23 protein-coding genes and 1 tRNA gene are annotated in these 25,464 nt (G+C 55.6%); 8 read left to right on the forward strand and 16 right to left on the reverse strand.

Annotated elements, in window-relative coordinates; genetic code table 11:
- Positions 1–268: 268 nt before the first annotated feature.
- On the reverse strand, positions 269–787 hold the full coding sequence (locus tag NR164_RS18425; RefSeq protein WP_057005654.1) for a carboxymuconolactone decarboxylase family protein: 519 nt from the start codon (positions 785–787) through the stop codon (positions 269–271).
- 129 nt (positions 788–916) lie between these two features.
- Here NR164_RS18425 and NR164_RS18430 point away from each other — a divergent pair, with 129 nt between their 5' ends.
- The gene (locus tag NR164_RS18430) at positions 917–1,741 is read left to right on the forward strand and encodes an AraC family transcriptional regulator (RefSeq protein ID WP_177031389.1); all 825 of its coding nucleotides are present in this window, start codon (positions 917–919) and stop codon (positions 1,739–1,741) included.
- A gap of 64 nt (positions 1,742–1,805) precedes the next feature.
- On the opposite strand, the gene NR164_RS18435 is transcribed toward NR164_RS18430, so the two are convergent.
- Positions 1,806–2,684, reverse strand: a complete 879-nt coding sequence (locus tag NR164_RS18435; RefSeq protein ID WP_177031388.1) for a LysR family transcriptional regulator — start codon at positions 2,682–2,684, stop codon at positions 1,806–1,808.
- 109 nt (positions 2,685–2,793) lie between these two features.
- On the opposite strand from NR164_RS18435, the gene NR164_RS18440 reads away from it, so the two are divergent.
- Both NR164_RS18440 and NR164_RS18445 read left to right on the forward strand, forming a co-directional pair.
- Positions 2,794–3,795: a zinc-dependent alcohol dehydrogenase family protein gene (locus NR164_RS18440; RefSeq protein ID WP_046384790.1), complete on the forward strand. Its 1,002-nt coding sequence runs from the start codon at positions 2,794–2,796 to the stop codon at positions 3,793–3,795.
- Positions 3,796–4,226: 431 nt separating this feature from the next.
- Positions 4,227–5,168 carry a DHH family phosphoesterase gene (locus NR164_RS18445; protein WP_201021786.1) on the forward strand — a complete coding sequence of 314 codons (942 nt, stop codon included), beginning with the start codon at positions 4,227–4,229 and terminating at the stop codon, positions 5,166–5,168.
- Positions 5,169–5,318: 150 nt separating this feature from the next.
- On the opposite strand, the gene NR164_RS18450 is transcribed toward NR164_RS18445, so the two are convergent.
- The 6 genes from NR164_RS18450 to NR164_RS18475 form a co-directional block, all read right to left on the reverse strand.
- Complete coding sequence (locus NR164_RS18450) at positions 5,319–5,807, reverse strand: hypothetical protein (protein WP_017844471.1); 489 nt, start codon at positions 5,805–5,807, stop codon at positions 5,319–5,321.
- Positions 5,808–5,822: 15 nt separating this feature from the next.
- On the reverse strand, positions 5,823–6,239 hold the full coding sequence (locus NR164_RS18455) for a hypothetical protein (protein ID WP_017844470.1): 417 nt from the start codon (positions 6,237–6,239) through the stop codon (positions 5,823–5,825).
- Between the two features lie 539 nt (positions 6,240–6,778).
- Positions 6,779–7,165 carry a hypothetical protein gene (locus NR164_RS18460; RefSeq protein ID WP_256823079.1) on the reverse strand — a complete coding sequence of 129 codons (387 nt, stop codon included), beginning with the start codon at positions 7,163–7,165 and terminating at the stop codon, positions 6,779–6,781.
- A 253-nt stretch (positions 7,166–7,418) separates the two neighbouring features.
- On the reverse strand, positions 7,419–9,842 hold the full coding sequence (locus NR164_RS18465; protein WP_128191640.1) for a TonB-dependent siderophore receptor: 2,424 nt from the start codon (positions 9,840–9,842) through the stop codon (positions 7,419–7,421).
- 98 nt (positions 9,843–9,940) lie between these two features.
- Positions 9,941–10,903, reverse strand: coding sequence for a FecR domain-containing protein (locus NR164_RS18470; protein ID WP_079442791.1), 963 nt, complete (start codon positions 10,901–10,903; stop codon positions 9,941–9,943).
- Entirely contained in the window at positions 10,900–11,406 is a 507-nt protein-coding gene (locus tag NR164_RS18475) for a sigma-70 family RNA polymerase sigma factor (RefSeq protein ID WP_256823080.1), read from the reverse strand. The genes NR164_RS18470 and NR164_RS18475 overlap by 4 nt, the downstream gene beginning before the upstream one ends.
- 361 nt (positions 11,407–11,767) lie before the next feature.
- Here NR164_RS18475 and NR164_RS18480 point away from each other — a divergent pair, with 361 nt between their 5' ends.
- Positions 11,768–12,982: an aldose 1-epimerase family protein gene (locus NR164_RS18480; RefSeq protein WP_057005660.1), complete on the forward strand. Its 1,215-nt coding sequence runs from the start codon at positions 11,768–11,770 to the stop codon at positions 12,980–12,982.
- A 250-nt stretch (positions 12,983–13,232) separates the two neighbouring features.
- Positions 13,233–13,646, forward strand: coding sequence for a hypothetical protein (locus NR164_RS18485; RefSeq protein ID WP_079442793.1), 414 nt, complete (start codon positions 13,233–13,235; stop codon positions 13,644–13,646).
- A gap of 153 nt (positions 13,647–13,799) precedes the next feature.
- On the opposite strand, the gene NR164_RS18490 is transcribed toward NR164_RS18485, so the two are convergent.
- Positions 13,800–14,699, reverse strand: coding sequence for a LysR family transcriptional regulator (locus NR164_RS18490; RefSeq protein ID WP_079442794.1), 900 nt, complete (start codon positions 14,697–14,699; stop codon positions 13,800–13,802).
- 92 nt (positions 14,700–14,791) lie between these two features.
- Between NR164_RS18490 and NR164_RS18495 the strand changes: the two genes are divergently transcribed.
- The gene (locus NR164_RS18495; protein ID WP_306218201.1) at positions 14,792–15,802 is read left to right on the forward strand and encodes an aldo/keto reductase; all 1,011 of its coding nucleotides are present in this window, start codon (positions 14,792–14,794) and stop codon (positions 15,800–15,802) included.
- Between the two features lie 161 nt (positions 15,803–15,963).
- Here NR164_RS18495 and NR164_RS18500 read toward each other — a convergent pair whose 3' ends face one another.
- Together NR164_RS18500 and NR164_RS18505 are read right to left on the reverse strand one after the other, a co-directional pair.
- Positions 15,964–16,431, reverse strand: a complete 468-nt coding sequence (locus NR164_RS18500; protein WP_057005668.1) for a DUF1203 domain-containing protein — start codon at positions 16,429–16,431, stop codon at positions 15,964–15,966.
- Positions 16,432–16,649: 218 nt separating this feature from the next.
- Positions 16,650–17,279 (reverse strand): LysE family translocator, encoded by a 630-nt coding sequence (locus NR164_RS18505; RefSeq protein WP_256823082.1) that lies wholly within the window; start codon positions 17,277–17,279, stop codon positions 16,650–16,652.
- Between the two features lie 533 nt (positions 17,280–17,812).
- Between NR164_RS18505 and NR164_RS18510 the strand changes: the two genes are divergently transcribed.
- Positions 17,813–18,097 carry a hypothetical protein gene (locus NR164_RS18510; RefSeq protein WP_256823083.1) on the forward strand — a complete coding sequence of 95 codons (285 nt, stop codon included), beginning with the start codon at positions 17,813–17,815 and terminating at the stop codon, positions 18,095–18,097.
- A 55-nt stretch (positions 18,098–18,152) separates the two neighbouring features.
- On the opposite strand, the gene NR164_RS18515 is transcribed toward NR164_RS18510, so the two are convergent.
- The 4 genes from NR164_RS18515 to NR164_RS18530 all read right to left on the reverse strand — a co-directional run bounded on the left by NR164_RS18515 (position 18,153) and on the right by NR164_RS18530 (position 23,201).
- Entirely contained in the window at positions 18,153–19,904 is a 1,752-nt protein-coding gene (locus tag NR164_RS18515) for a hypothetical protein (protein ID WP_256823084.1), read from the reverse strand.
- Between the two features lie 450 nt (positions 19,905–20,354).
- Complete coding sequence (locus NR164_RS18520) at positions 20,355–22,157, reverse strand: DEAD/DEAH box helicase (RefSeq protein WP_256823085.1); 1,803 nt, start codon at positions 22,155–22,157, stop codon at positions 20,355–20,357.
- Between the two features lie 555 nt (positions 22,158–22,712).
- Positions 22,713–22,789 (reverse strand) — tRNA-Met (locus tag NR164_RS18525).
- A 172-nt stretch (positions 22,790–22,961) separates the two neighbouring features.
- Positions 22,962–23,201, reverse strand: coding sequence for a hypothetical protein (locus tag NR164_RS18530; RefSeq protein ID WP_046384782.1), 240 nt, complete (start codon positions 23,199–23,201; stop codon positions 22,962–22,964).
- Between the two features lie 417 nt (positions 23,202–23,618).
- Here NR164_RS18530 and NR164_RS18535 point away from each other — a divergent pair, with 417 nt between their 5' ends.
- Positions 23,619–24,815, forward strand: a complete 1,197-nt coding sequence (locus NR164_RS18535; protein ID WP_046384781.1) for an MFS transporter — start codon at positions 23,619–23,621, stop codon at positions 24,813–24,815.
- 50 nt (positions 24,816–24,865) lie between these two features.
- Here NR164_RS18535 and NR164_RS18540 read toward each other — a convergent pair whose 3' ends face one another.
- A complete protein-coding gene (locus tag NR164_RS18540) occupies positions 24,866–25,417 on the reverse strand; it encodes an RNA polymerase sigma factor (RefSeq protein ID WP_026139726.1) in 552 nt (183 codons plus the stop codon).
- Between the last annotated feature and the right edge of the window lie 47 nt (positions 25,418–25,464).

Consider the following 25,464-nt stretch of genomic DNA (forward strand, 5'->3'; position numbering starts at 1 on the left):
AAAAAAATCAGGGAAGCTACCGTAATTAAGGGTGTTTGCTTAGAGCGCGCTAAACATTATCTTGAATTCAGGCTTAAGCTAACTCAAAAATGAGCAATGATTAAGTGAGAAATCTCGATGGTTAGCGGAGGGCATGGCGAGGATGTGCTTTCGGCAGGTCTGACTGATGGGGCCTTTGAGCGTCATGAATCGCCGCCAGGCCTTCAAGGTCAGCAGCAAGGGCTGACCTTGGTATTGCAGGTGCTGGAAACTGCTACGGAAATAGCCGTTAGTTTGACGATGGCGGGAAGTCGATATCGGTAGCGGCGATGTTGTTCAAATAGTTGGTCAGGGTTAACAGCGTGATCTGTGCCACCACCTCCACGATCTTGCTATCGGTAAGACCGGCGTTGTGCGCTGCGGTGATCTGGGCATCACTCAATTGTCCGCGGCTTTCGGTGATTTGATGCGCCAGAGCCGCGACCGCGCTGAGTGTGCCCATGCGTGCTTTGCCAACGGCCTCATCGCTCAAGCCAGCCTTGGCCCCAAAGAATGCATGTGCGGCCACGCAGTAGTCGCAACCGTTGACCTCTGACGCAGCGAGGGCAACGACCTCACGCTCAACGGCACTCAGTGAGGTTTTACCCAAGGCCTGAGCGAGGCTCTGGTAACCACTCAATGCGGCCGGGGAGTGAGCCAGGGTTTTAAATACGTTGGGAATAAACCCAAGACCTTTTTGGATACCTTCAAGAGCAGCGCGCGAGCCAGCAGGGGCTTGGTCCAGCGAGAGAGCAGCGATACGAGTCATGGTAATTCTCCAGTAGATTGATTAGCCGGCTTGTCGATCAAGCCTGGTGACAATATTAGGGAGGCGGACTTTCCTTTCGGATTCAGATCGTCGAACTTATGCAACAGATCGTCTAAATTTGAGCGAGCCATGGACCGATTATCGACACTGCTTAAACACTTCAATCTGCATGCGTCCACGTTTCACCAGGGTGGTTTTTGCGGAACAACCAACCTCTATGGGCAGGGCCGTTTCGGGCATGCACATTTACTGCGTTCGGGACGCCTGGCCCTAAGGGACAAGCGCGGCCAGCTCATTGAGTTGACGGAACCCAGCCTGATTCTGGCGGTGCGCCCGCAGGAGCATCAGTTGCTGGCGATCGAAGCAGATGAAGCGGAGTTGGTCTGTGCAACCTTGCAATTTGATGGCGGGGCGAATAATCCCCTGACTCTGGCTTTACCGGACTTCATCATCAAGCCACTTCGTGAATTGCAGGGGCTGAGTGGCACCCTCGACTGGCTATTTGAAGAAGCCTTCGGCGACGAGTGTGGCCGTGATGTCATCCTCAATCGTCTGTTCGAGCTGATGGTGATTCAGCTGCTTCGCCACCTCATCGCCAGTCGTAGCATTGCGTCAGGGATGATGGCCGGATTGGCTAATGCTCAGCTGTCCCGCGCGCTTGTAGGCATCCACAACGAACCACAGCGCAATTGGTCCGTGGCGGAGTTGGCGGATCGCTCAGGTATGTCACGCGCCAGCTTTGCTGCGCACTTTCGCGAGACGGTGGGTAGTACCCCGGCAGATTATCTGGCGAACTGGCGAATCAGCTTGACGCAGAAACGCCTGCGTGAAGGGCGCCCCATCGCGTTGATTGCCGATGAGGTTGGCTATGAAAGTCCGTCTGCGTTAGCCCGTACTTTTCGGCGCAAAGTTGGTGCAAGCCCGAAGGAATGGCTCCAGCACACTAGGGGATGACGTCTAACCGATTGGTGGAGCAATCGCGGGAATGATCATGGTCCTGGGCTCAGTGTGGAAACCCTCACAGGTGTGCCCGGAGAAAATCGATGAACGCCATCGTCCGCGCTGAATGTCGCCGCTCACGACTGAACACGGCGCTTACAGGCAGCGCGGTGTTCTGATAATCGTTGAGCACGCTACGAACGTTGCCTTGTTCGACGTCAGCTGCGAACAGCCATTCTGGAGAAAGAGAAATGCCCAGGCCGCAGAGGACCATTTCACGGATGGCATCGCTGCTGTTGCTGGTGACGTTGCCTTTGATAGCCACATCGAACTCTCCTGCACCGTGCTTGAAGTGCCAGGTGTCATAGTGCTCCAGCAACGTGAAACCGATGCAGTTGTGGCTTGTCAGGTCATCGGGCTCGCGTGGCAGACCGTGTAGGTCCAGATAGGCGGGCGCGGCATAGACCCGCCGCGTGCTGGTACCCAGAGACATTGCCACCAATCCCTCGCTCTTGACCGCCCCGATCCGGATCGCAAGGTCGATGTTTTCCTTGAGCAGGTCTTCATTGTAATCGCTCAGCCGCAGGTCAATCCGGACGTCGGGATAGCGCTGCAGAAAAGGCCCTACCAGCGGCGCTATGCACAACCTCCCGTAACTGACCGGTGCCGTTACTCTCAGGGGACCTGCGATCTGCTCCTGGCCGCAGGCAAAGCTAAGCGTGGCGGTTTCGAGGTGGCCGAGAATTTCTTGGCAGTGGCTGTAGAAGCGTTGGCCCTGGTCGGTCAGGGCCAGGTGCCGGGTGCTGCGGGCGAACAATGGCCCGCCCAGATACTGCTCCAGTGCGCGGACTTGCTTGCTCACTGCCGGCTGCCCCATGTTCAGCTCTCGAGCTACCGCAGAAAACGACCCGCGCTCCACGACGCGTACAAAGATGTGCATGTTGTCGAACAGGTCCATCGGCAATTAGGCCTCTTTGTGGAATAAGTCATATGCAAATTCAGTTTCTTATCGGAACAATGAAAGCGCGGCAACCTGTAAGCGTCCATTCAATCATAGGGTTTGCGTCATGAATCACACCATGCTTGCCGCTATCGCCGAATCTGCCCAGGTCCCTCTGACCGTCCGCCACATCGCTCGCCCTGTTCCAGGTAAAGGGCAGGTCCTGATCAGGGTTCACGCCGCGGGGGTCAATCCTCTCGATACCAAGATCGCGATCGGCGCAGGCGCCCACGCCCGTCAGGCGCTGCCGGCAGTACTCGGCCTGGACCTGGCCGGAACGGTCATCGGACTGGGCGAGGCGGTTGAAGGCTTCACCCCTGGCCAGGAAGTCTTCGGTATGGCCGGCGGGATCGGCGGCGCCCAGGGCACTATGGCCGAGTACATTGCCGTGGATGCACGTCTGATCGCGTTAAAGCCGCACAGACTCGACATGCGTGAGGCGGCCGCATTGCCTTTGGTATTCATTACTGCGTGGGAAGGGTTGGTGGATCGCGCCAATGTCCGTGCAGGTCAACGTGTGCTGATTCATGGCGGCGCAGGCGGGGTCGGCCAAGTGGCTGTGCAACTGGCAAAGGCTCGCGGTGCCGAAGTCTATGCCACCGGTTCGGCGGCGAGTCTCGACTTCATTCGCTCACTGGGTGCAACGGCTATTGACTACCGTGCGCAGCGCGTAGATGACTATGTCGAGCAGCATACGGCGGGGGAAGGTTTCGACATCGTCTACGACACGGTGGGAGGCAGCACCCTGGATGCGGCGTTCAAGGCAGTGAAGCCTTATACCGGGCACGTACTGAGCTGCCTGGGTTGGGGGCAGCACAGCCTCGCGCCGCTGTCGTTTAAAAGCGCAACCTACTCGGGCGTATTTACTCTGACGCCGTTGCTCACAGGCAAGGGGCGCGAAAACCACGGGGCTATCCTGCGCGAGGCCGCCGCGCTGGCAAATGCCGGGCAACTGACGATCCGGATAGATCAGCAGCCATTTGGACTGAATGAAGTCAACGAAGCGTTTCGCCAGGTCGCGGAAGGTCGCGGCAAGGGCAAGACGGTAATCCATTTGGTGAGCGAATAGTCCCCAACGACTTCAACGGTGTGCAGCCCTCCGTGAATGGTTCATACCGCATTACGCACTCACATTCGCCGGTCTTCAAAATGCCTTTATTTTGTCATGTTCCTGCAATGAACCCATGCGAGTTTGGTCGCCGGAAAATAGGACGCAACCGAGTGTTTCAGTGCGCTAATACACTGTTTTAAATATGGAAAATTGATTTTAATGTCGATGTTTTGTCAGCGCATGGATAAGTCTGAGAGTGGTGGGGGTGGGTGCAAAATCCCATCCAGTGTATTGACGAAGATTCTGTCGCAAACAGCCGCGGCCACGCTGCGCATTTCCATCGACGAAGAACCGTGTCAATTGGCGTATGAGCGGTTTCTGGAGGGGATCGCCCAAGCGCTGAAGCGGCCTTCGACTGTCTCGACAACTCACGCTGTGGCCCACGTGTCATGAAGGTGGTGACCTCAGGCTCGGCCTACCTGGACATCGACGCGTATGCCTGTTGCATTGCGTACGCCGAGCTGTTGAATCTCCAGGGCGTTGATGCTCGGGCCGTCAGTAGCGCCCCGCTCAATGCCAGCATCTCCAAGACCGTGCTCGGATGGCAATCATCTCTGGACGATTATCTGCCGAGGGCGGGTGATGAGTTCGTGTTGGTGGATGTCTCCGACTACCAACATTTCGACCCGGCGGTGGTGCTTGAACAGGTGGTGGAGGTCATTGACCATCACCCAGGCTTTGAAAACTATTGGGCGCAGAAGCTCGGATCTGCGGCGGACATCCTGCCGATCGGTGCAGCGGCGACTCTGATTTTTCAGCGTTGGGAGTCGGCAGAGCTGTTGCCGCTGATCAGCAAAAAAAGTGCGGTGTTGCTGGCCACGGCGATTCTGGACAACACCCTGAATTTCACCGGGCAGTTGACCACCCAATCGGATATTCGGGCTTATGAAGCCCTCGCACAGCGGGCGAAACTGGAAGCGGACTGGCCTGAGCGGTATTTCGCCGAGTGCCAAGCCACTATCGAGTCAGACCTGATTGGCGCATTGGCGGTGGATATGAAGCGGCTGAAAGCCGATAGCAACCTGCCGCAGGTTTTTGCGCAGATGGCGGTGTGGGATGCCAGTGCGCTGATCCGAACGCATCGTTCAACGATCGGTCACTGGTTGGCGGCGCAGGGGGGCGACTGGCTGTTGAACGTCATCAGCATCCGCGAGTGCAGAAGCTACTTTCTGGCCGAGCCCTTGGTCAGTCAACAAAAGTTGAGCCAATTGCTGTCGATCGAATGGCATGCCGGAATGGCTGTGCTTGAGCGCGCGCTGCTACGTAAGGAACTGTTGAAGTTGGGGTTGGAGCGCATCTCGGTTATGAGTAAACCCCCTCTGGTTTTGTAGCCACGCCGAAGGGTTGTTTCTGGCTGTTTTCTGCTTGTCGTAACTGCTTGAATCCACCGCCAAAAGACGCCATTCAAAGGTGTCTGGGAACTAGGCGCTATTAGAGGAAGGGGACGGAAGGAGCCACGCTCCTTCCGCGGGTTCAGCTAATCAGTTCGTACCAATGTAGGGGTCCCATTGGATGAAACGTGTCGATGGCCGAAGCCCTCCAGAGGTCACCTTGACCTGGATCTGGTAGGTGGTCTGAGACGATGCGTTGCGAGCCAGGCCCACCCAATAGTTACCCGCGGCACCGACTTGCATCGGGTAGCCATCGCTGCCGAACACACTGCCCTGGGAAATTTGGAAGCCGGTGATGGACACCGTGTCGCCAGCGTTCGGATCGATCGGAACCACCTCGAAGCCGAGGTAGTCCCCGATGTTGCAGTGGGTGCGCAGTTCCAGCGTTCCTTCGCCGCTGCTGTCATTGCTCAGACGATTGTCGAACATGTACACACCGGTGGAAATGTTCCCGCCACCAGTGCCGAGTACATATGCGGTATCGATGGCAATGGTGATTGCGGTTTGCGGATTGGCGATGCCGGCAAGCACCTGCGAATCAGCCGTCCACACCTGGGCAGTACTTTTTTGGCCACTCATTGTCGTGCTCCTTCCTTAGGCAGAGACAGTCACGCTGGGGTTGAGCTTCACGGTGATACCGGAGCCGCCCGCCACCTGTACGTTGAGGGATACCGGGTAGGACGCAGTACCTGCGTTCTGCACGGTGCCGGTGTACGCGCTCGCGTTATCCGAAGCGGTTTGCGGCTGGCCACTGAAGCCCCAGGCGCTCGAGTTACCGAAGGCGGCAATGGAGACCTGCGAGGTCGACTTGGGATTGATCAGGAACACTTGCCAGCAGACATTGCTGCCTTTGGACGCAGCAGTATTCAGGTTGGCGGTGCCTTCGTGGGTGGTGCCAGCAGAGATACGGTTATCGACCAGATAGACCCCAGCGGTGGAGCCATTGGTCACTGCATTGTCGTCGACCCAGATTTGCACCTGGACGTCACAACTGGTGGTAGGAATTGCCATGAGAGAACTCCTTGTAAGGTTTCGACGCAAGCGTCGGGCGTGCCCTATGTCGACCCCACACGCTTACCTGCAGGCGTGGTGCCGAACCACCTTGAGCCTTGTGGTCGCGAGGACCTTGGCAAAGCATCTCGGTCAGGCGAGTGGGAGGATAGACAAAGCAAATAAAGGCAACTTGCCATTACGCTATTAGCAGTAGAGCCATTCGAAATAACTGCCGCGACAGCAGCCTCAAATCGCCTTGGCGAAACCACGGAGTAAAAGGTTCTCGAGATTGCAGGCATGGCAACCTCAATGCCGAAACGGCTGGCGATGACCTTGCACCCGCTCCTCGGCGGGTCAGCGCATGGCTGTCGAGGTTCTGGGTTAGTCACTGGGGATTGATGGCTAACTTCTGTCGGTCGCGACAGGTAGAAATCGGCCAATTGCTGCCCGTCACTAGCGGCAGAAATCGGCCAAAAGCAGCTCCTCAATTCAGGGGCGTTTTCGTCCGAAAAAACACCATTCGGAAATGTCTGAAAGAGGACGCGCAGGCACCTACCTCAAGGACGATGCAGCCCTGTCGCATCCCGCCAGTACAAGGTTTGTTCGAACTGAAAGCTAATAAGAAAGAAAGCCGAACACGAATGAGATATGGACTGAGCGATTTTATCCAGATCTTCCATAGCCGACTCCCCCTCTGGTTCGGGCCCTTTAATTCTGATGGTGCAACGCACAGCGACAGGGAAGTCGATACCCATTGTATTCTCAGCATAAATCGTAGGGTCATCGAGTACGTCATTGGTACTCAATTTAAGTCCCGAGGTAAATTCAGCGTATAGCCCATTTCCTGCGACCTCTATTTCCCAAGCACCGGCATTCGCAACTGCCTTGCTCAGCGTCGAAATTGTGAGCGTACTATCAGCTTCCAAGCACAGATCAAGACTCATGAATCCTCCCTTTTCCTTGGCTGCACACTTGCACCAAAATTTTTGAGTGCGATCTTCGCGACAGTGTATTTGGCTAGGGGTTTGAATGTCTGCTTTTGGCCGATAGCAGTCAGTTGTCAACACCCTCTATCAGCCGACGTTGTTGAAATATCGAGTACGAAAGCGGTTTTGTCTGGCAATTGCGCTTACTTGCCGATCCGGGCGCCAAGATGGCGCTTGCCAATCGATAATTTTCGCAAGCAAGCACAGCGCCTTACCAGTTGTAACTCACCGATCCGGTCACATTTCGGCGATACCCGTATTTGCAGCTGTCGCCCGTGTAACCGCACTGAGAGACATAGGTTTCGTCGGTCAGGTTGGACGCATTGAGCGACAGTTTCGCCCCGGCATAGGCTGAAGACAGCTTGCCAAGGTCGTAACTCAGGCTGGCGTCAAACAGCATGTAGTGGGGGATGCCTTCGCTATTTTGCGAGTCGATATAGCTCGGGCCGACGTAGCGTACCCCTCCTCCTATCGCCAAGCCCGATAGCGCACCGCTCTGAACGGTGTATTGCGACCACAGCGAGGCCAGTTGTTCAGGGGTATTGCCAGGTTGATTGCCTTTTTCACCGGCCGTATTGCTGCGGGTAATTTCAAGGTGTGAATAGCTGTAGTTGGCCATCAACTCCAGAGCATCGGACAGTTGCGCCTTGCTTTCCAGTTCGATACCGCGCGACTGGATCTCTCCGGTCGCCACCGAGAAACGATTGTTGCCGGGATCTGCCGTCAGTACGTTTTGCCGCGTCAGGTCGAACAGCGAGACAGTCACGTAGCTGTCACTCCCCTTGGGCTGGAATTTGATCCCGACTTCGTACTGGCGGCCAGTTTCGGGTTCGAAGGCACTGCCGTCACGCGCCACCGCCGTGATGTTAGGAAAAAACGACTCGGAATAGCTCGCGTAGGGTGCCACGCCGTTGTCTGCCAGGTACATCACACCGGTCCGCCACGTGAAGGCGTGATCGCGTTGCTTGAGGTCCGCCGCCGTATCGGTGGCGTAATGGATCGTTTTCGAACGTGCCCAGTCTTGACGACCACCCAGGTTGAACACCCAGTGCTCGTCAAATTTGAGCTGTTCCGAGAGATACACACCCGCCTGGTCAAGCTGACGACGCTGGTTGATGTCGTAAAAGGCGTCCAGGTCGCTGTAATCCTGGTGGTAGACCGGCGCATAGATATCCAGCGGATCAACCACGTTGCCACCCCCCAACTGATTGGTGCTGGCGTGTTGCAAATCGATACCGACCAACGTTGTGTGTTCGAAACGGCCGGCGTTCCACTGGGCTTGGAAATGGTTGTCGAGCAGCGCGTTCTTCACCTTTTCGTGGCCCAGATAACCGAAGCGGCCCACGGTGCGCTGGTCGTCATCCAGGCCGTATTGGTAAATCGTGCGTTGCTCCTGATAGGAGCGGCTGTAACGGGCGTTTTGGCGGAATGTCCAGATATCGTTGAGGTGATGCTCAAACTGATAACCCAGCGACCACTGTTCTACATCGTACTTGTCGAAGTCGGGGTCGCCGACAAAGCGATCCGTGGCAATCCGTCCGTAACGCGAGCTGTCGAGGGTGCCCACCCGTGGCAAGGCGTAGTAGCCCAGCACATTGCGGTCTTTTTGAAATGACGCCAGCACCGTCAGCGAGGTGTCTTCCGAGGGGCGCCAACTGATCGCCGGGGCGATGAATTGACGGTCGTCACGGGCGTAGTCGATTTGCGTGCCACTCTCTCGCCACAGCCCGGTGAGGCGATAAGTCAGGACGCCATCGTCGGTAAGCGGGCCGCCGAAGTCCGCAGCCAATTGCTTGCGATCAAAACTGCCGGCCTGCATCACCAGTTCATGAAGCGGCTCATCGGTGGGGCGCTTGCTGATCACGTTGACCATGCCGCCCGGTGAGGTTTGACCATAGAGCACGGATGATGGCCCGCGCAGTACTTCCACGCGCTCCAGTCCATAGACTTCACCCACGGCACGGCTCTGGTTGGCAAAGCTGTACTGGCGCAGGCCATCACGGTAGATACCCCCGCCAGTCGTCGCGTCAAAGCCACGGATGCTGATCGTGTCGCGCCGGGTATCGACGCCATTGGCTTCACCATTGACCCCCGCCGTGTAGCGCAGCACCTGCCCGATGCTTTGTGGCTGCTGGGCGTCGATCTGCTTACGGGTGACCACACTGATCGATTGAGGCGTTTCCATGATCGACGTATCGGTCTTGTTGGCACTCATGGTTCGGCTGGCGACCAGGCCGTCGTTGTTGCCCAACGAGGTGTCGTACGCGGTGCCACTGATTGCGGTCGGTGCCAACTCCAGCACGTCGCTGTTGCCCGGTACCAGCAGCAGGCTACCGTCGTCCTGGCGCTCATAAGTCAGCCCCGAGCCGAGCAAGAGCTGCGCCAGGCCGGCCTCAGTACTGAAATCGCCTTGCAGCCCCCGGGTATTCTTGCCGGCCGTGAGCGTCGAGCTGCCCGCCATGGTAATCCCCGCCTGTGCGCCAAAACGCGACAGCGCAGCATCCAGGGGGCCTGCGTCGATGCTGTAATGCTGTGAACTGCCAGCGGCGAAAACCGGCAGGCTGCAAAGCGGTTGCACGCTGAGCAACAACAGCCCAAGCGTACGGGCACGCAGGGCGCGGGAAGGTGAAGTCATACGGGGCTCCTAAGGGGTGACGACCCACCTCTGGCGGGTGGGTGATCCCTATAGGCCAAGCGAGTTTGAAAAAACTATCGCGCAGCGAAAAAAATAATTCAGGCCGGTACGATCGAGACCCAATACCGAGTCATTCGCTCGATACGCACCGGCAGCGTGCGAGCTATCAGCGTCAGTGCCGCATCGGTGTCATCCAGCGAAAAACTGCCTGTGAGGCGTAACCCTGACACCTGCTCATGACTCCGCAAAATACCGGGACGGTAACGCGAGAGCTCGGCCACCAGCGTATCCAGGCGCAGGCGATTCGCTGGCAAAATTCCGCGCAGCCAAGCCTGGGTGACCAGCAGGTCGGCGCGATTTGGCACGCCGATCCCGAAGCGGTCCACGCGTGCCTGCCATCCTGCCTCAAGCGAGGATGGCGCTTGTTGGCCCCGTGAGTGCACCTGCACCTGGCCTTCCAGCACGGTTACCTGCGTGCCTTGCCGATCATGGCGCACCTGCAAATGCGCTTCGCTACTCTGCAGGATCGCGTCCGGTGTGATTAGTTGCAGCGAGCGCGACTCTGCCCGCACGCGCAAGGCCAACTCACCCTCGATCATTTGGATGCGCCGCACCTGATCAGTGAAATCCAGGTTCACGGCACTGGCCGTGTTCAGCCACAGCGAGCTGCCATCAACCAGCGTCCACTGGTGACGCTCGCCCGTACCTGTACGGTGGTTCGCCAGTGCGGCGCGCACCGGCGTGGAACCCGCGCCTTGCCAGGCAACCCCGCCAACCGCACCAAGGACCAGCAGGCGCTTGAGTACCTGCCGACGTTTCTGCATGTCCGGTCCGGCCGACTCCAGTGCCCTACGCGCGGTGGCATCGCGCAAAAGATTCGCTCCAGGCTGTTGCAACAGCAGCAAGCTGGCGACACGTTGCCAAGCCTGTTCATGCTCATTGCTCGCCTCGCGCCAACGCTGCAATGCGTCCAGATCAGGCGCACTCATAAGCCCGGACTGCATCCTGACAAGCCAATCAATGGCGATATCGCGCACCTGCGGACTAATCTCGGCCCTCATTCGAAACGGCTCGCGTAGCAAACACGGAATGCCTTGCCCATGGCTCGTTGCACTTGAGCCACGGTCAGCCCCAACTGCGCAGCGATCTGCGGATACGTGAGGCCGTCGAGCTGAGACATGAAGAAAATCTGCCGTATGCGCTCGGAGAGGCCAATCAGCAGCGAGTCAAGTTGCAACAAGGTTTCGATCACCAGATACCGGTCCTCGGGTGACGATTCCACCCCCTCGGGCCGAGCAGCCAACGCTGCAAGATAAGCCCGCTCAATCTCCTGACGGCGCCAGCGATTGACCAGCAGTCCATTGGCAATCGCCGCTAGAAACGCCATGGGCTGACGCAACTCGCGCACCTGCTGAGGGGCGCGCAGCACGCGGATGAACGTGTCGTGGGCCAAATCCTCGGCGTCGGCACTGTGCCCCAACCGCCGGTTCAGCCAGCCCCGTAGCCAGCCGTGATGATTCTCGTACAACTGTTCGACGGACGATGTTGGGCTGGCATCCTGCATGTAAGGCTCGCACTGCGCGAATGATAATACTTCTCATCCTATTGATCGAGCGGGTGGTTGTACAGTGTTTATCATGTTTGATGTGGTGGAATTCTCCGCCAATATTCCTGAATGCCTTTGAATTACCCTGACCGGGTTTATTCGAACGCGAGAATGTTATCCCTCCAACTCTATCGGTCGCTGCAAAATGTCCGCTCCTGGCCGATCGCTGCCTTTCGCGAAGAGCAACTTAGGGTCGATTTTAGCCGGTCACAGAAGGCAGAAATGGGCTATCAGCGACATTACCGTGTCGATCTTTTAGCTTGCTGAAACGTTTCATCACGTTTATAAAAATGGCACAACTCCAAGAAAGGCTGCCGCCATGACCCCGCTCAAACTTTTTGTTGCCATCAGCGCACTGTCCGCTGCCTCCCACGCCATGGCCTGGGATTACGTTCTGCTCGACACTGACAAAGCCGCCCAGAGCTGGCAGATCACCAGTCAGCAACTCGGAATAAAAACCGACAAACCCTTCAGCGTTACCTTGCGCACCTTGCACGGCGGTCGGCAGGAGGGCGTCAGCATCGTCGACATCGATAACGGCACGATGAAACTCTCGGTAGTGCCGACTCGCGGAATGAACGTCTTGCAGGCCTCGGTTGGCAATGTACGCATGGGCTGGGATTCGCCGGTCAAGGAAGTGGTCAATCCGTCTTTCATCGAACTCAATGGCCGCGGTGGTCTGGGCTGGTTGGAAGGTTTCAATGAGCTGGTCACCCGCTGCGGATACGAATGGGTCGGCCACCCCGGCGTCGACAACGGCGAACTGCTGACCCTGCACGGTCGGGCCGCCAACATTCCTGCGAATAAAGTCACGCTGCATATCGATGAAAAACCACCGTACGCCATCACCCTGCGCGGCGAGCTGAAAGAGCAGGCGTTCAAGAAGGTCGACTTCTCGGTCGCGACCGAACTGGTCACCGAACCCGGCAGCGTCGTGTTCGCCCTCAACGACACCCTGACCAACAACGGCGACTATCCGAAGGAATACCAGGCGCTGTATCACAGCAACTTCAGCACCCCGTTCCTGGAGCAGGGCGCTCGTTTCGCCGCGCCGGTGAAACAGGTGTCGCCGTTCAACGACAAGGCCAAGGACGATCTCCCCGACTGGCAAACCTACCGCGCACCGACCAGAGACTACGACGAAACGGTGTACAACGTGGTGCCGTATGCCGATGCCAAGGGCGATACGTTGACCGTGTTGCACAACAAGGCCGGTAGCCTGGGCGTTTCGGTCGGCTTCAATACTCAGACACTGCCCGTGTTTTCCCTGTGGAAAAACACCGACACCCAAGGCCAGGGCTATGTCACGGGGCTGGAGCCGGGGACAAGTTTTTCCTACAACCGCCGTTATCAGCGGCCACTGAATCTGGTACCGACAATTGGGCCCAAGGAACACAAGCAGTTCCGCATCAGCTATAGCTTGTTGGCGGATAAGGCGGCGGTGGATAGAGCCTTGAAGCAGGTTAGCGAGATTCAGGATGGGCGGGAGACTGAGGTGCGGCAGACGCCGTTGGTTGATCTTACCAAGGGGTGACACGGGCTGAAGCATTGTCGGCCGATATTGCAGCCCCTCGGCCATATGTTCGCGTCTGAGCCCATCGGCTTGTTCAAGGTCCACCAGCAAGCGCGCGACCTTGAGCGGCGATGGGCTGCTCGCAACGATTCGGTCACTGTCTGCGGTTGGCCGATTTCTGCCCGTCACGAACGGCAGAAGTCGGCTAGAAGCGGTCATCGCGACGATGCAGTACGATGCGTGCCGACCGGTAGATCATTAGGACTAACCCATGCAATTCCATGGTTTCGTGTTCGGGCATATCGAGGTTGAGATTCACAGCCGTGCCTACGATCTGCATAACTTCTACCAAGCCAGCGCCATCAGTTACGACATCTTGGATCGGTCGGTTGTAGTTAGCTTTACTCGACGGAGTGACTCTTGGGTGCCGACTGAAGAAGCACGCAAGATTACTATCAGCTTCCATGAGGTTGACTACTTTTCAGCGAGTGGGCGGGATGAAAACTCGGCTGACAGTGACGGTAATGTTCTTCATTCGATTGGAGCGGTGGAGTCCAGTGCTGAGACACAAACCTTCTACCTCACAGATAATATCCAACCAAATCATCACCTTGTCATGCGCTTCGAGTCTGGTCTGACATTACGAGTACAGGCCGTTGAAGCACGGTGCGAAATCGTTTTCTGACCGGCGCATAACTAGGGCCCTCAACGACCCATAACTGCCGCTGGCGACAGATAGAAATCGGCCAGAAGCTGCCTCTCTATAACAAATGATCAGAACACCCTGTTCACAACCCCATGCTTCCAGACGGCGCCCACATGAACTGCCTTCGGTTTTTCATGGGTGCTGCGTTTCACGCACAAATTCGATCAGCGCCTGTAGCGCTGGCGGTACGTGACGCCGGCTGGAGTAATAGATAAAAAACCTGCTTGGCAGGGCTTTCCAGTCTTCAAGAATTTCCTCCAGTTGCCCCTGAGCCATGTAGTCCCTGGCCATCTCCTCATACACGTACGCGATCCCGGCACCGTCCTTCGCGGCTTGGATCATCAAGGTGTCATCTTCCAGTATCAACGGTCCTGCCACGGCCAGGCGCATGGGCTGGCCCTCGGCACGATATTCCCACTTGTACAGTTTGCCGCTTGGGAAGCGTCTGCCAATGCAGGCGTGTTCAAGCAGCCTTTGTGGCGTGTCCGGTGTCCCGTGCCTCCTGAGGTAACCGGGGGCAGCAACGGTGACAAATCCCTGCGGTGAGCCCACCGGGACGGCGATCATGTCACCGGCAAGGCTTTCGCCGAAGCGCACGCCTGCATCGAAGCCTTTGTCGATGATGTCGCTCAATCCATCGTCAGCCACCAGCTCCACGTTGACACGTGGGTAGGCGGCAGTGAATGGCGCCAGCAGTGGCGCAATGACGAGGTGGGCTGCGGGTCGCGATACGTTCAATCGCAGCGTACCGGTGGGAACTTCTTGTTTGAAGGTCAGTTCATGCAGCCCTTTGGCGATCTCCGCCAACGCTGGAACCAGCGTAGCGAGCAGTTGATTGCCTGCTTCAGTGGGCGTCACGCTGCGAGTGGTACGGTTGAGCAGCCTGACCCCCAGCCTGCCTTCCAAGGCACGCATGGCGTGGCTCAGGGCCGATGCAGACACCCCTCGCTCGTCGGCCGCTTTGCGAAAGCTGTGATGGCGAGCCACTGCGGCGAAGGCGTCGAGTTCGGAAAGATCGCATGGGGTTTTCATGAATAGGGTTCAGTAGTTCAAACACGATTGGCTATCTTATCGTCGGTAACCTCCCCATGGATACTTTGCGCATCAATCGATGTGAGGTGTTTATGCAAAAGAATCGACTGGGTACGTCCGAGTTGTTGATTTCGCCAATTGGCATGGGCACTTGGGCCATTGCGGGGCAAGGGTGGGAGTTCAGCTGGGGGGCACAAGATGACCGAGATAGCCTGGCGGCATTGGAGTACGCGGTCGAGCGCGGCGTCAACTGGATCGACACAGCGGGGGTCTATGGACTCGGCCATGCCGAACGGTTGACGGGGCAATTGCTGCGTCAGGTGCCGGCTTCGCGTCGTCCATTGGTATTCACCAAAGGCAGTCTGGTGTGGGATCCCCAGACCCGTGAGATTTCTCATTCGCTCGCCCCCCAGTCACTGATGAAAGAGATCGAGGACAGCCTGCGTCGCTTGCAGGTCGATGTCATCGACCTCTATCAGATTCACTGGCCAGCGTTCCCGGCAGATGGGGCCAGCGAAGGCATCGAGGAGGCTTTGGCGACTCTGGCCCAAGCCAAGGCGCAGGGCAAGATAAGGGCAATTGGCGTGTCAAACTTCGATGTTTCCCAGCTTGAGCGAGCCCGCTCGGTCACCGATATCGCCTCCCTTCAACCGCCGTATTCAGCTTTGATGCGTGATATCGAGGACCATATTCTGCCTTATTGCGCAACGGCGCAGGTCGGCGTGATTGCCTACTCGACTTTACAATCTGGCCTACTGACGGGAAGCATGACCCGCGAGCGGATTGCACAGCTGCCCGACGACGACTGGCGAAAATCGCGCAGCGCCGACTTCCAGGAACCTCGCCTCAGCAAGAATCTCGCTTTGGTAGAAGTGATGGCAAACATTGGTGCCAGGCATGGGGTCAGTGCGGCGGCCATCGCCATCGCTTGGGTGCTGCGTGATTCGGCAGTCTCCGGCGCGATAGTAGGCGCACGCCGGCCTGAACAGGTGAATGGATTGATCGATGCCATCAGCGTTCGTCTTGGTCAGGCTGAAATAGAAGAAATAAGCCACTATTTACCTGAAGGTATGGGTACGAACGTACCCAGCAGTGTGGCCTGAGCAAGCTGATGTCTGCCCGTTGATGTTCAGTGGCGTGTGATCTCTGGAGTCAGCGAGTGACTCTTGGAGATCATTCGGGTGATAGCCCGCTATCGGCCAAGACCGGCCAGTCGGTTACCGGCAGAGTCGACAGAAGGACGAGCCACCAAGACCTGTGTTGACTACGCCCGATCTATTCGCCCGGAGTAGCAACCCTGCTTGGCATTGTGAACGTGAATGTAACTAACCTCTGGATTGGCAAACATCCGGGTGACTACAGGTTCTATTGCTATTCCATCCGCTACGTCGGCGTCGAGCATCATCCCATCATCAGTGAAAGCGCGAAGTGATAGCAGGCGGATTCGCATAGACTCAGGTACTTGATCGACTGCGTCATAAGCTTGCGTGGCCCATTCCCGTATGAAGATCGCGTGTGAGGCGCGGTATGGCGTTTTGGCTGGCTGACAGACATGGTTGAGTAAAAGCACGCTCTGACCTAGCTCCGCATCTTTCATTTCGATACGGTCAGGAAACCCTGGGTTGCTGTCGACGATATAACGCTTCATCCCAAGAGATGCCAGCTCTTGGTCGGGCAATCCAAACAGTGACTGGAATGGCTCGGGGGAAAGGCCAGTTATACGGAACGCCATGGTCGAACTCCTATTGGTTTGGAGTCCTATCAGACTGGAAGTCGTACAGTACTTACTATCCGATTCTTGCTGCTTTATTCAAGCTGCCGCGACCGGCTGCTTCGGGCCGATTTCTGCTTTTTGGCAGCGCTAGCGACCGGTCAAAACCTGCCATCTGATCGATGTGCGCGGGCCTGGCGCGATGTTGAAACATGTGACGTCGGACGGGCTTGGGGTCTTTAAACCGGTCGGTTTAGAAAGACCAAGCGTGCTGCCAGAGCCGCCATTACCGCAGCGAAGCCATAAGCGCCTAGGCGTTTGGAGACCAAGCCTTTGCGCAGGCGCGCATGAAGCCGTCCGGCGCAAAATCCGAGCAGGGAATGAAACACCAAAGCGATCAGCGCAAGCAGCACACCTAAGAACATCAATTGCAACGTGACGCTGCTGCTGCCTACGGTGACGAATTGCGGTAGGAATACCATGAAGAACAACAGCGCTTTTGGGTTTAACAGGCTATTGAGCGTGGCTCGGGTAAAGATTTTCCGCAATGAAGCCTGCGTAGGTTGAGTGTCAGTATCCGAAGGGGGAGCCTTCAATGCTTGCCAAGCCAGCCACATCAGATAGCAAGCACCTGCCCAGCGCAGCAAGTCGAACGCCGGTGCCCAACTCATCACCAGCGCCCCTAGACCCGCGCTAACCAGGACGGTCATCAGCAAATCGGCCAGGGTTATTCCGAGTGCTGCCGCGAGGCCGGCTCGCCAGCCGTGGGTGACTGCGTGGCTGGTGACGATTGCCATGTTAGGGCCCGGCACAATAAGCAGCAGCAAGGCGGCAACAATGAACAGGTAGAGATTAGTAGCGTCTGGCATCGCGCAATACCTCCTTGGATGAGGAGCCATGCTAACCGGCAATGTTCAGGTAGAAGCAGATACAGTGGGGGGGTATTTGGGCGCTACAGTCTGGTGCAGAATGAGTCGGCCCTGAATTCGCAGGCACTCGATGTTCGCTCCTGGCCGGACGTAGCCGCTTATGACTGACCGCTTTCGGCCCAAGCCGGTCAGTCGTGACAGGCAGAAAACGCCCCAGACGTTGAAACCCGCGGGCACAGTCTTGAAGAATGTGTTGCTACGTAAAATCTGTCGGCGTGGGTTGATCAGCAGATCAGAAAATTGCGTAGAAACGCGATTTTCGTCCCGATCTGACAGTCGAACTGGTCTTAGGCCCCATTGTGTGTCCGGGGGCTAGAGGCCTATCGCGAGCGGGGCGTCAAGGAGGAAATAGGGGGCAGCCCCTGAGGGATCCCCGATTTTTCTTACAAAAAATCAAGAAGTTGGAATTATTGAATAGGCCTGCATGAGTCGGCAACTTGGTTTGCACCACACAAAACTAAGATCCCGAACCCATGCAGGCCATTCGATTTTTACACAGAGCGCTCGCTCAAGCACTCCCCTCAATCCATTCTCGCCGCCTGACAACGCTGGTGAGTTGTGTCAGTTCGTTACTGCAGGGCCGTCGCCTAACACTGACGGGCCTCGGGCGCTCCATGCCGGGTCAGGCCTATCCCAAACATGCCATCAAGCGCGTCGACCGTTTGCTGGGAAATCAACATGGTGGGCGAAAAGGCTTGGAAGTGTTGGAGAAAGCCCTGCGTGATGAGGTGCGCCATCAGGCGCAGAGCCTGGAGTAGATTTGTGGGGATCCCTCAGGGGCTGACCCCGTTTTACTACATGAAACAGAGCCAGTCACGCGCGGGCCAGAATTCTGCTCAACGGCCTATTAATTGCTGCAAAGGAGCTGATCACGCCATCCAAAACAAAATCCAGCGCCCTGCCATGTCCCTGATGCAATGTAGCAGTATCGAAGCCTTGGTCCTGCAATCTTTCGACAATTTTACTCACTGAATCGTGGGCGTCAGCGATACGAAGATCGTAGTTAACGAACAGCATTGCAATATCATCATTCTTGGCATTCCAGCCGTCTGGCTCATCTTTGCTTTTGAGCGCATCTGGCGCCTCACAGTTTTCATCAAAACTCGCTAGGATGTTCAGTAATCCCTGTAGAAGCTTTAAGGTACCTAGACTGGCGATCGACTTTCGCGGAACACCCATCGCTTCTAGAATCTGTTTGAGGAAACCATCGGGAAGTTTCTGCCAGATTTCATGTACAGATTTGCATCGAGCGAGAAAACCTTGCTGGGTCATATCCAAGGAAGCTACTTGGGCAAGTTTTGTAACTTGAGGATAATTTAGCCAACCATCAGCTTCAACTGCGTGCCGCGAGAACCCTAGCAGTTCGACAGCGGATTTTTCTAGGCCTAGCGCCGTCCCGAGCTGGGAAAGGTTCTCTCCCAGGGACAACATTTGTGAGAGAAACCTATCCACTTTGGAAACAATGTGTTCTTCACTCAGGTCGCGCTTCACGATCCCTAAATCAACAGCGTGGACATGAGCATGTAAAGTTTCTCGAACTGGGACCCCCTTGTACAAGTCCCTTATTTCCACCTCAATTAGATTTCTTCCTACTCGCCGGCATCCTGTAAAAGACCACTGCCCCATGTAAGAAGGGCTGCAGCTCCAATCACCATGCATATCAACAGGCGTACTATCATACAACCTGTTCTGTTCATATCGCTCGAGAAATCTATCGTCGAGATAGACCGTCATATCGCTCCTGACAATGTCGTTAGTGCTGGCGTGAGTAACTTTGCCAACAACACCTGGCCAAGTTAGTCCATCTGCAGTCTGCTGAGGGCAAAGCTCACAGGATACGGCATCTACCGTGGCCCATACTTGAAGCAGCAAACCGCCCTCTGTTTCCCGAAGGTCACCTTCAAGCCAACTTCCCGGCGCACCAAGAGAAAAAAACTTAGAGCCATTCATCAATTTACGCAATGGAAGGCTGTCTTTGAGTGTCACTTGGTAGAAGAACTGACGAACGCCACGCCCGCCCCTAAGCCACAGATACTTGCGAAGATACTCGTTGGACATTAACCATTTAACATCTCGGGAGGGGCTGAAATTGTACTGAAAAGACACTTCTCCTTCCGCGACTCCGAACTCAGGAAGGCTCAAGTCATCGTAAACTAAGCGCTGGTGCTCATTGCCAATGCAGCGTGGCGTTAAACCCAGTGACATCCATACTTTCTCGGCCAAGTTATAGGTGAAAAATAAGCTGCTACCCCAAGAGGCAACAACGTAATCATGACCGCTCACACTCGGCGCGAAATCTCGCTCGCTACCTTTCTCTCGGACAATTGGTAATCCGTGCGCCACAACACTGTCACAATGAAGGACTGGTGTCGCATTCCCGTCGTCAGGAACGACAGCCATCACCATGTGAACAGTCTCTCTGTTCCATTCTGAGCATTCGGTTTCCGTAAAACTACTTACCGCTACTCGTTCCAACGGATCGATTCCGATTGGCTCCAAAAGAGAGCGAAGGCGTTGCGGTAGTAGATCGGCCGAAATTGGAAAGTTTCCTAAGTAATCAAACATCAGCTTTCTCCTTGTCTGCTATTTCAACATACGGACCAAAAAACAATCCATTTTTAAGCAGAGTAGCTGCTAATCTGGCTTCATTGGCGCTCAATGACTGCTTCCGGCCGATACCAGTCGCAGCTGATACAGCCAAACTTTTGGCACATGCAGAATATGCCAAAAGCTTGAGTATAATTACGAATATTATTCCTGCAGAGTGACGATTTTTTGAAAGTCATCTGCATATTCATTTAAGGTTCTTGGTCAGGCTCTAGCATTCTGAGCTTAACGAGTTTCGCTAAGTCTCTTTCGATTATTTTAATAGCGCATTCTTCGCAATAGTAGACCCAGCCAAGTCCTTTTCTAACCTTTAAGCGTTTCGAGTTTTTTAAGATTTTATGGTTTTTATTGGCTCGACAGTTATGTGCTCTTAGCGCGTAATCTACATGCACTGTTTCAATGAGGGATTTAGCTGCCATTTTTCAACTCGCTCCAAGCAGTATCACAGATTTTTGCGAAATCAGCTTCGATTTTAATAAGTTCTTCGCGAGTCAGCTCGCTCCTCGACTTGGCAGCTTTACCAACATGAAAATTGACGTGCTTATCGATATTGGATTTTAGCAATGTCCAGTTGGTCCTTCCGCGGCGAAGTGGGTCAAGATCACTACCTCCTGGATTAATTCCATGCAGCTTTAAAATTCGTGCCGACTCTGTATTTACGCGCATATTTAGACTGGCGCGCATAGCTTGACGCTGTGCAACTTTCGTCATTGGAATTGGTTGGAGTGTTTCCTTTAATGGATTGAAGCCTTCCGGGATCACGCCGATACTTTTTAGTAGCTCTATTGCGGCGGCTTGATCAGGAGGTAAGAGATGTAACTCTTCAAGTTCGATCAAAGACTGGCCTTTTACAGTGACCGCATCTCCTGTTTCAATATTTGGATAGAACGCTCGAGGCGCGCCAGATTCAGATGGGTCGGAGAATTCCAATGGTAGAAGCTGATCGAAGTATTCTTGATCTGCTGCACTATATAGCTTGAAGTCATGCCACTTCTGAGCAATGTTTGCCCCTGCGTGAAATACGACAACACCTTGGTTAATTGGCGACTCCGGTTGATTTTGGATAATTACCCGCATGATCCTACCCACGAACTGGATAAATGGCGATAAGCTGCCGAACACGCTGAACACTGCTGCTACAGATAGATAGGGATGGTCAAAACCTTCTCCGAGTTTTCGAACTTGTACAATTACATCAAGCTGATGGGAGTCAAGTAGCTCCATCACCTTTTTATTTGCCGCCCCTTCTTGTTTTGAATGAACGTACTCTGCTCGCATTCCCCTTGCTCTATAAGCCTCGACGACTTGGCGGCAATGCTCAAAATTCAATACAGACGCAATTATTTTTAGTCGATTTTCTCCAGTGGTCTCTCTCAGTTTGTGAAGCTCATGAATGGAGGCGTCAGCAATCGTAGCAAGACTCTCTTTAGACGTAACGATGCTACGCCGAAAGTCTGCTTCTTGTTCGCCTAGCTTTATGACCTCTGCTAGCGAAACCTCAATTTCCTTGTCTTCCCCTCTACGTACGTAACGTAGAGTTGCTGGGTTAAGTTGTACTGCTTTTAGTTGCTTTACGTACCCCGCCTTGATTGCTTTTGAAATGGGGAAAGAATAGAGGATCTTACCGGCCATAATTTGGCCGTCTGCACGAAGCGGTGTGGCACTAAAGTTTATAATTTTCGCTTCGGGGAAATTTTTCTTTAAGAATTCCCAGGTTGCCGCGACGCTATGATGCCCCTCGTCAAAAATAATCAAATCAAAAAAGTCATTAGGAAGCTTTTTTAGCCATTTGTTATCGCCCCCTTGAAGTTGCTGAATGTTTGTTATTACTACGTCGGCATCCTCTAGGTCGGCACGATTTGTAGATGTTCCGCGGATTACGACTGGCTCGGGAAAAGGTGGGGAAAGTAATATTTTACATTTGCGATAAAACATTTTTGGATTGCTGGGGTTGAACTCTTTCTCTAATTGCTCCGAAATGGCGATGCCTGGAGCGATTACTAATGTGCGTTTTGATCCATAAGCAAAAGGTGCTATTGCGATAGTCCCTGACTTTCCGCACCCCACAGGTAACACAATGCCGACTTCTCTCTCATCCTCTGCTGCTCCCTGGACGGATTGAACTAAGGCGACGTAAGCTTCTCTCTGTGGAGCTCTTATTAGCTCATTATCGATAATATTTGGATTTAGTTTTTTAAAGGGTTCAGACATCTTCGCTCCTTGAAAATAAAGGTATTGTCTGCCCATAGAACCTCATCTGAGCGGACGCGGCCAATAGCCATTTACTATATGAGCCATCTCGGCGTCAGTAAAATGTCGTCATTCTCTTTGCTAAAGCTGAAAGGGAGTGCGTGAACAAAAAAACTCAAGGAAAAAGCCCTTTTTGCCTCCCCGCCGATGGGTTTTGCTGTATTGATTAATGCGCTACCGCCAGTCAGCGTCGGCCTCGAAGCTCTCTTCGTTACCTCAATTTGATGACCGTCTTGGGTCGTAAGCAGCCCTCGCGAACGGCTGCTTTTGGCCGATTTCTGCCGGTCATGCCCACGAATCGTGCTGGTCAAATCCGATGCAAATGACTGGTCCGCTCGAACGCAAACGGATGGGCAAGTCCGTGCACTAACCCCGCTCAGCAATGATCGCCGTTATTTTTGCAGCATGGCCGGATAGGCGTAGACAGAGGTGAACAGCCAGAAACAAGAAAGCCCGCACGAGGCGGGCTTCTTGAGGTGATTCATAGACTGCTGTAGACATCTATGGATCGGTACTTGGTGGCTACACAGGGACTTGAACCCCGGACCCCAGCATTATGAATGCTATGCTCTAACCAACTGAGCTATGTAGCCAAGTGGCGCGCATTATTCGCGGAGAACGACAAAGCGTCAAGCGTTTTTATTGAATTTTTATCTACGCTTTCAATTGTTTAACGAAAAGCCCTGGCTCGGCCGACGGGTGGCAGGGGGATTTGCAGGTCTTTATGGCACGCCCCGGTCTCCCACATTTGATCGGCGTTGGCTGTCAGGACGTGCGGGGCATGCAGTCGATGGAGCGGTCGACCACGGTCTTGGCCATTTCCAGCAGGTGCCACACGGCGTGGATCTTGGCGCGGTCGTGGGGGGGCAGGTGGTCGCCGCAGTCCAGCACGGTGGCCGAGGCGCTGTGGATCAGGTGGGCGATGTAGAGCTGGGCGTCTTCGAAGCTGAGGTGTTCGTTGACGGCGAGGCAGTCGCTAGGCGGATCGGGGAGTGCTTTGGTCATGGTGTAACTCCTGATTAAGTCAGAAGCCGGCCCCGTCGCGACTAAACGAATGGGTGGCGGCTGTACGCAGGTTAGTCGACCGGCTAATCAGGAAAATCCGGCGCACCCGAAGGTGCCCTGCGCACAACCACCATAAAACTCATGGAGGTGCATGCGCCTGATTAAGAATCCGGGCGACTAAACCCGATCACTGATTCCAGTGACGGATCGAAGACTAGCCAGCGGTTTCCACAGGCACAAGGCGCCGGGGATTGTCTAGGAAACATCCTTCAAATTAAAGCGATCCACCCTGCTGGCCTTTTACAAAGCGTGACCGCTACAGTCGTTAGCTCCCTAACGGGATAGCCTTGCCCTGGGCAAAAGTGGCACATTGTCGCACCTGCACCTGTGCATTCCCCCGCTGTACGGAACCCTCTTATGGCTCTTAGCAATTCCCCCGCCGCCGGGCAGACCAGCCCGCTGGTCATGCGGATCATCGGCGCGGTGGCGCTGGCGCATTTGATCAATGACTTGATCCAGTCGGTGCTGCCCTCGATCTACCCGATGCTCAAGGCCAGCTATGGCCTGACGTTCACCCAGGTCGGGCTGATTACCCTGACGTTCCAGCTCACCGCGTCGCTGTTGCAGCCGTGGGTGGGTTATTACACCGATCGGCATCCCCAGCCGTTTCTGTTGCCGTGCGGGATGGTCTGCACCCTCGTGGGGATTGTGATGATGTCCCAGGTCGGCAGCTTCCCGCTGATTTTGCTGGCGGCGGCGTTGATCGGGATCGGTTCGTCGACCTTTCACCCCGAGGCGTCCCGCGTGGCGCGGCTGGCGTCGGGCGGGCGCTATGGCCTGGCGCAGTCGACGTTCCAGGTCGGCGGCAACGCGGGCTCGGCGTTCGGCCCGTTGCTGGCGGCGGCGATCATCATTCCGTTCGGCCAGGGCAATGTGGCCTGGTTCGGCCTGTTCGCGGTTTTTGCGTTGGTGCTGCTGTATGCGATCAGCCGCTGGTATCGCACGCACTTGAACCTGTTCAAGCTCAAGGCCGGTCAGGCGGCGACGCATGGCTTGTCGAAACGGCGCGTGATGGCGGCGCTGGTGGTGCTCGGGCTGCTGGTGTTTTCCAAGTATTTCTACATGGCGAGCATCACCAGTTACTTCACGTTTTACCTGATCGAGAAGTTCGACCTGTCGGTGGCCAGCTCGCAGTTGCACCTGTTTCTGTTCCTCGGCGCGGTGGCGGCGGGCACGTTCTTTGGCGGGCCGATTGGCGACCGCATCGGGCGCAAGGCGGTGATCTGGTTTTCGATCCTCGGCGCGGCGCCGTTCACGTTGTTGATGCCCCATGTGGACCTGTTCTGGACCAGCGTGCTCAGCGTGATCATCGGCTTTGTACTGGCCTCGGCGTTCTCGGCGATTGTGGTGTACGCGCAGGAGTTGGTGCCGGGCAATGTGGGGATGATCGCCGGGGTGTTCTTCGGGCTGATGTTCGGGTTTGGCGGGATCGGGGCGGCGCTGCTGGGGCACCTGGCGGACAGTCACGGCATCGAGTACGTGTACCGCTTATGCGCGTTCTTGCCGTTGTTCGGGCTGCTGGCGATCTTGCTGCCGCGCACGAAAAAGGTCTGATACGGTTGGGCAGATATCCCTCTCGCCCAACGGTTGCCAGCTAGGCTGGACTACGGTTGCAACGGGTTGCGGGTGGCGCGCTTGAGGTGTTCGCGGGCCCGGGACAGGCGTGAACGCACGGTGCCGATCGGGATGTCCAGGGCGTCGGCGGTGTCCTGATAGCTGCCGTCGGTTTCCAGCGAGGCGTACAGGGTTTTGCGCATCTCGGTGGGCAGGTCCTTGATGGCGACCAGGGTTTTTTCCAGGCGGCGGTTGACCTCGAACTCCCAATCCAGGTTCTGGCTGTCTTCCTGGCCGTGCCACAGCGCTTCATCGAATTCGCAATGCACCGGTTTGGCGTACATGCGCCGGAAGTGGTTGCGGATCAGGTTCTGCGCAATGCCGCACATCCACGTGCTAAGGGTTGCCTGGCCGCTGAAACGCTCCCTGCTGCGCCAGGCCTCCAGGTACGTCAACTGCAGAATATCGTCCGCATCTTCCGGGTTGAGTACGCGCTTGTGGATGAAGCGCCGGAGTTTTTTTTGCTGGTCGTCCGTCAGGTGGAGCATGAATTGAGGCGAGTCGCCAACAAAGTGAGCTAAAGCACCAATAGGGATATCCATGATTTTTTCCTCAGGGTGGGCGCGATCGAAATGGTTTCGATGGGAAC

This window comes from Pseudomonas sp. Pse79 (assembly GCF_024519615.1).
Taxonomy (GTDB): domain Bacteria; phylum Pseudomonadota; class Gammaproteobacteria; order Pseudomonadales; family Pseudomonadaceae; genus Aquipseudomonas; species Aquipseudomonas veronii.